At 36.0% G+C, this 5,653-nt stretch carries 4 protein-coding genes and 2 pseudogenes; all 6 read left to right on the top strand.

Annotated elements, in window-relative coordinates:
* Positions 1–66 precede the first annotated feature (66 nt).
* A pseudogene (locus tag OZD62_RS02650) lies at positions 67–180 on the top strand (GPW/gp25 family protein); the annotation flags it as partial.
* A 2-nt stretch (positions 181–182) separates the two neighbouring features.
* Entirely contained in the window at positions 183–974 is a 792-nt protein-coding gene (locus OZD62_RS02645; protein WP_012673194.1) for a baseplate assembly protein, read from the top strand.
* Positions 974–2,134 (top strand): phage tail protein, encoded by a 1,161-nt coding sequence (locus OZD62_RS02640; RefSeq protein WP_044471240.1) that lies wholly within the window; start codon positions 974–976, stop codon positions 2,132–2,134. Before OZD62_RS02645 ends, OZD62_RS02640 begins: the two co-directional genes overlap by 1 nt.
* A gap of 167 nt (positions 2,135–2,301) precedes the next feature.
* Positions 2,302–3,036, top strand: coding sequence for an ankyrin repeat domain-containing protein (locus OZD62_RS02635; protein ID WP_006280237.1), 735 nt, complete (start codon positions 2,302–2,304; stop codon positions 3,034–3,036).
* A 25-nt stretch (positions 3,037–3,061) separates the two neighbouring features.
* Positions 3,062–3,358: pseudogene (locus tag OZD62_RS02630) on the top strand (ankyrin repeat domain-containing protein); the annotation flags it as partial.
* Positions 3,359–3,863: 505 nt separating this feature from the next.
* Positions 3,864–5,558, top strand: a complete 1,695-nt coding sequence (gene ltrA, locus OZD62_RS02625; protein WP_274979042.1) for a group II intron reverse transcriptase/maturase — start codon at positions 3,864–3,866, stop codon at positions 5,556–5,558.
* Positions 5,559–5,653 lie beyond the last annotated feature (95 nt).

Here is a 5,653-nt window from a genome sequence, read left to right as displayed (position 1 = left end):
TAGCTATGAGTAGGGTTATGTTAAAGAGGGAATATGCTTGAATTTACTAGTTTCCGGACAACCTCTAAATTAGAAAAAGTAAAAATGACAGAAGTAAAAGAGGGAAAAGTAACGCTTGACCTGGAAGGGTTGTACGTACCAATGGGGAAAAAGATTCGCTTCGATGAGGTTGTAGTATAAAGATGCAGCAGACTAACATTATTGAGCCACTGAACTTCGAAGAAATCTTTTCACGTATGAAAGAAGAATTAATAAGTCGAGATGAAAGTTTTACGGCATTAGTAGAAAGTGACTCAGCGATGAAGGTATTAGAAGTAGCAGCCTGGAGAGAGCTTTTGCTGAGACAAAGGATAAACGAAGCAGTAAAGAGTAATTTACTTAAGTTTGCGACAGGAGAAGATCTTGATAATTTAGCTGAATTTTATGGAGTGGAGAGGCAGAAAGAAGAAGATGACGAACGTTTTAGAAAAATAATTAAAGCAAAGATAATAGGCTGGAGCACGGGAGGAAGTAAAGAACACTATCGATATCATGCACTGTCAGCAGATAGTAGAGTAAAGGATGCATTAGTAGAATCACCTATACCAGGGAAAGTACAAGTTTCAATCTTATCCACAGAATTATCCACACTGCAAGAAGAATTACTAGAAATTGTCAAAAATCAGCTAAACAGGGAGGATGTGAGGATTTTAACAGATACAGTTGAAGTGGTAAGTTGCAATATGATAGAAATAGATATCCACAGTAAAATTAGCATTAAAAGACCAGATATTATTGAAACGGTGAAGAAGAAATTTATCGAAAAATTTGGAACAACGAAAAGATTAGGATGGAAGGTAACAAGATCATGGATAATAGCCAATTTGTTTATGGAAGGAGTAGAAAACGTGGAATTAATAGAGCCAAGAGAAGACATAGTTGTGAAAGGAAATGAGTGCGCTTTCTTAAAAAGTTTAAATGTTGAGTTAAATTAATGCTATTACCGCCAAACGCAACAAAAAAGGAAAAAGCGCTGGTTGATGCAATAGATTACAAAGTAGATCCTGGTTGTATCAGAGGGTTTAAATTTAGCCAAGGGGAAAAAGTGTTGCCATGGATAATAGAGGAATATGGGCTAGGAGAAATCCTACATTGGGTAAAAGACAAAAGAAAGGCGATAAAAAAAGGGATAAAATTTCAGCGTTTAAGAGGAACACCTGCTTCACTGAAAATAGCACTAAAATGGGCAAATATAGAAGATATTACAATTATCGAAGAACCATCTGGCAAGCACTTCTTTGAACTGCAGATAGGGATAAAAGATGTTCCGAATGACTTCTTCGTTGATGCAGTAGTAGAACTAGCAAAACTATCATTGCCTGCAAGATCGAGGCTAATGAGGATTTTTAACGATTATTACAACATTAGCAGGTTCATATTGGATGAGAGTTTTTTCGGAAGTTTATTATCGGATTATTCCGGGGTAAAAATAGAAAAAGATGGGCCAGTTTTGTCATTTGGAAGAGTAAATTTTTTCAGGTCTCATGGTCCGGTTATTAGGATTGTAGAAAACTATCTACGCGATCATTATGAACGAGCTTTAAGCAATGACATATATCGCTTGGATGTAGCAATACTTGGAGAAACCGAGCCTCATACTAAGAACTACAACGGTATTTATGAACGAAATCATGTGTGGTATAACTTCAAAGCGCTATATCCGCTACCACAGAGCTTATTACCTAAGATTAAGTTTGCTAAAGCGCAGATAGTATTATCAGATAGCTGGAACTTAGGAGAAATAAACGCGTGTTTTCCGGTTACGAGTGGAGAAGAGAAAGGAAGTAAATTTTTACTAGGAAGTGATAAACTATCTGAACAACTGTGGAATTTAAAACACAAGCCAATTTTAGAAAGGTTTAGCGTTACTCACCACTACAAAGTAGAAGATTTTACCAACCAAAAAGTTATAATATTTGGTGTGGCAGAGCACAATATTCATTTTGAAAGGGATTTAAATTCAGAGCAAAAGGATTCAATACATGAACCGGAAAATTACGTTTTAGTGTTTTACCCAGGCGTACTAACGTGGCACGAACATCGTCATTTGAACAGAGGTTGGGAAGAGAAACAAGTAATATGTTTAATGCATTAAGCATATATATTTATATCTTCATATACTATATTAGTATTTAGTTAAAAAGGTGTACTACGCGAAAAAAGACTTGCCTTTTTATGCCAAAACGCACATAACTTGAATAGCAGCAGGTAAATATAAGAAATTTGTCTGGCGCTAGAAAAGATAATTTTGTGAGGTATGAAATGGGGTTCAGCGAAGAAAAGAAAGAATCTTTTAACAAGTTTTTTAAAGAAGTATCAAGGAATGGATTTAAAAATATTAATAAAAGGGATGAAAAAGGAGAAACAGTATTGCACCATGCAGTAGAAAATTCCGATCACAAAACAGTGAGGTTATTAATAGAAAAAGGAGCGGAGATCAATGCAAGAGATAAAAATGGTTATACGCCACTGCACTGTGCAGTATTCGCAAAAAGTTTAGAAAATGTAAAAGTACTGCTAAGGTCAGGAGCGGAAATAAATGCCACTCAATATGTCAGTGGATGTACGCCACTGCACTCTGCATGTAAAATAGGAGGAGCAGGAGTTGAAATAATAAAAGAGCTAGTAAAAGCAGGATCTGAAGTTAATCAACTGAATAAGTATGGTTCAACACCAATGTATTACATATGGGAAAGTGAAAAGTATTGTCTATGTGATAGGGAAGAGAGTGAAAAGGCAAGTAAATTTTTGAGAGCAAAAGGTGGAGTAACAAAAAGTAGAAAACTGACGTGCTATGGAATAGAGGGGCTAGTGGGAGAAATAGCAGACAAGTTGGATAGGAGCTATATGCCAGAGCTAAAAATAATGGAGATCGAAGAAATAAGGAAGAGAGACAAATCATTAATAAAGAAAGAATGTCAAAATTTAGCAACCAAGATAATGTGCCAAGTAAACGAAATGATAGATGAGGTGGTGAGAATTAAAAAAGGGACTTAAATTTAAAGAAAAGGTGAGGTAGGTTATGAGTAAAAAAGAAAAAGAGGATGAACTAAAAGAATTATTAGAGAACTCAGGTAAAAATATTAAGGGGACAAAAAAGGAACTGCATTATGCAGTAGACGGAAAAACAGTGAGCTTATTAGTTGAAAAAGGAGCGAATGTGAATGCAGCGGATGTAGAAGGATATACAGCACTGCACCTAGCGATAACGGAGAAACGTCTAGAAACAGTTAGAGAATTGATAAAATCAGGAGGGAATGTAAATGCTGAAGAGTATGGCAGTAAATGCACACCGCTGCACCTTGCATGTATGGTGGGGTGCGACACGAAAGTCGTGATTTTGTGGTGGTTAAATTCCATCTTCCCTAAACATCAGGGATAAAGTATGTCTCACATTTTAGAAAGTGGCAACTTCTGGGATGCAAGCATGAGACAAAAGCAGGTAATACTAAACCTTATGGTAAATCCCTGCGAACAGAGTTGGATAAGGTTACGAAAGGAACTTATGTTTGAATTGTCGTCAACATGAATATGCGAAATAAGGTTGATACGCATAGACCAAAATGGTAGAAGCGCAAAGAGGAATCAAGATCCTACCACTTGATTATGGATGTTCTCAGCTTCCGGCAAAAAAGTAAGAACCTAAGTCCAACATGAAACAAAATCATGGAACGGAGTAACCGCATAGATGCTCTTATATTTATTTAGATATAAGCAGGTAGCCAACCGTAAGCTTCTATGTGGAAGGATTGTTTAAGAAGCTAACGCCCAAAGTAATATTTGGGATATGCAGACGTAAACACTGTAATTTGGAAGGTAAAGTTATGAGTAGTAGTGAATATGTTATGAGCCAACAAAATGTTAGGTATGAATGGAATGAAATTTCTTGGCGTAAGCTGGAGAAATCTTCATTTAAGCTACAAAAACGAATTTACCAAGCTTCTAAATGTAATGATGTCAAAAAGATGCATAATCTTCAGAGATTATTACTCAAATCAACAAGTGCAAGAATGCTCGCAGTTAGAAGAGTAACACAGGACAATAGAGGGAAAAAGACTGCAGGTATTGATGGGAAAGCCAATCTCGACCAAAAAGAAAGAATGCAATTAGCAAATTCTATGGATTTAAGAGGAAGAGCAAAACCATCAAGACGAGTCTGGATACCAAAACCTGGCAAGCCATTGGAGCGTCGTCCCCTTGGTATTCCCACTATATCGTGTCGAGCAAAACAAACACTTGTAAAAATGGCGTTGGAACCTGAATGGGAAGCAAAATTTGAGCCGAACACTTATGGTTTTAGACCTGGTAGATCTTGTCACGATGCTATGAAGGCCATATTCAATGCACTAAGTCAGAAAACAGCATATTGTTTAGATGCTGATATTTCAGGATGTTTCGATAATATTAAACACTATGCATTGCTTGAAAAACTCAATACCACACCAACATTAAGAAAAACAATAAAAGGATGGTTGAGAGCAGGAGTAATAGAAAATAGAATCTTCCAGCCAACTAAGAGTGGTACAATTCAAGGAGGAACTATCTCTCCATTATTGGCTTGTATAGCATTACACGGTATGGAACAATATATTAAAGAAGCATTAAAAAGTGAACTTTTTCTATATAGAAGAAGAAAGTATGGTACAGCATCGCAGCAACGGGCACAACAAGCTCTTAGTATAATTTTTTATGCTGATGATTTTGTTGTTATACATGAGAGTGAGGAGATCCTTATTAAGGCAAAGGTACTAATCGAAGAATGGTTAAAAATCATTGGACTAGAACTAAAACCTTCAAAAACAAGGATTTCCCATACTTTAGAAGGGGATAAACCAGGATTTGATTTTCTTGGATTTTCAATAAGACACTACCTAACAAGAAATAATAAGAAAGGTTACAAGTTATTAATCAAACCAAGTCGTGAATCTATAAAACAGCATAATTTCATTATCAAACATAAGATTAGAAAATTGAGGGGAGCAACACAAGAAATAGTAATTAAAGTACTTAATCCAATTATTAGAGGATGGAGTCAATATTACTCTTGTGTAGTTTCAAGTGAAACATTTAATCTTATCGACAGTGTAATGTTCAGAAAACTTTGGAAGTGGGCGTTATATAAACACCCAAACAAAGGAAAATGCTGGATCAAAAGAAAGTACTTCAAGAAGTATGGTAATGATAATTGGCGATTTATGACAAGTAACGAAGTGAATCTTATAAGACACGGAGATCATGTTATTAAGCGACATATCAAAGTGAAAGGAACCAAATCTCCATACGATGGTGATTGGGTTTACTGGGGGAATCGTCTTAATAGAATACTAGATAAATCACCGAGAGTAATAAAGCTGTTGAAGTTACAACAAGGCAAATGTGATCAATGTCAACTTTGGTTCAAGAGTGATGATATTCTAGAAATACACCATAAAGACCAAAATAGGAAAAATAATATGATCAAAAATTTATTATTATTACATGGACATTGTCACGATATTTTACACAGGAAGTGTGCATGACAAGCACCAAATTGCAGAGGAGCCGTATGACGGTAACCTGTCACGTACGGTTCTGCAGTCGAGTGGGGAGAGGTGACTTTCTCCACTTAGATAAC

Source organism: Wolbachia endosymbiont of Drosophila seguyi (genome assembly GCF_028981765.1).
GTDB classification, from domain to species: Bacteria; Pseudomonadota; Alphaproteobacteria; order Rickettsiales; family Anaplasmataceae; genus Wolbachia; species Wolbachia pipientis.
The sequence above is the reverse complement of the archived record's forward strand: the minus strand, read 5'-3'. Positions and strand labels throughout refer to the sequence as shown.

Excerpts from the sequence above, each read along its gene's own strand:
- OZD62_RS02635 (WP_006280237.1), top strand. The coding sequence starts at position 2,302 with ATGGGGTTCAGCGAAGAAAAGAAAGAATCTTTTAACAAGTTTTTTAAA.
- ltrA (WP_274979042.1), top strand. The coding sequence starts at position 3,864 with ATGAGTAGTAGTGAATATGTTATGAGCCAACAAAATGTTAGGTATGAA.
- OZD62_RS02640 (WP_044471240.1), top strand. The coding sequence starts at position 974 with ATGCTATTACCGCCAAACGCAACAAAAAAGGAAAAAGCGCTGGTTGAT.
- OZD62_RS02645 (WP_012673194.1), top strand. The coding sequence starts at position 183 with ATGCAGCAGACTAACATTATTGAGCCACTGAACTTCGAAGAAATCTTT.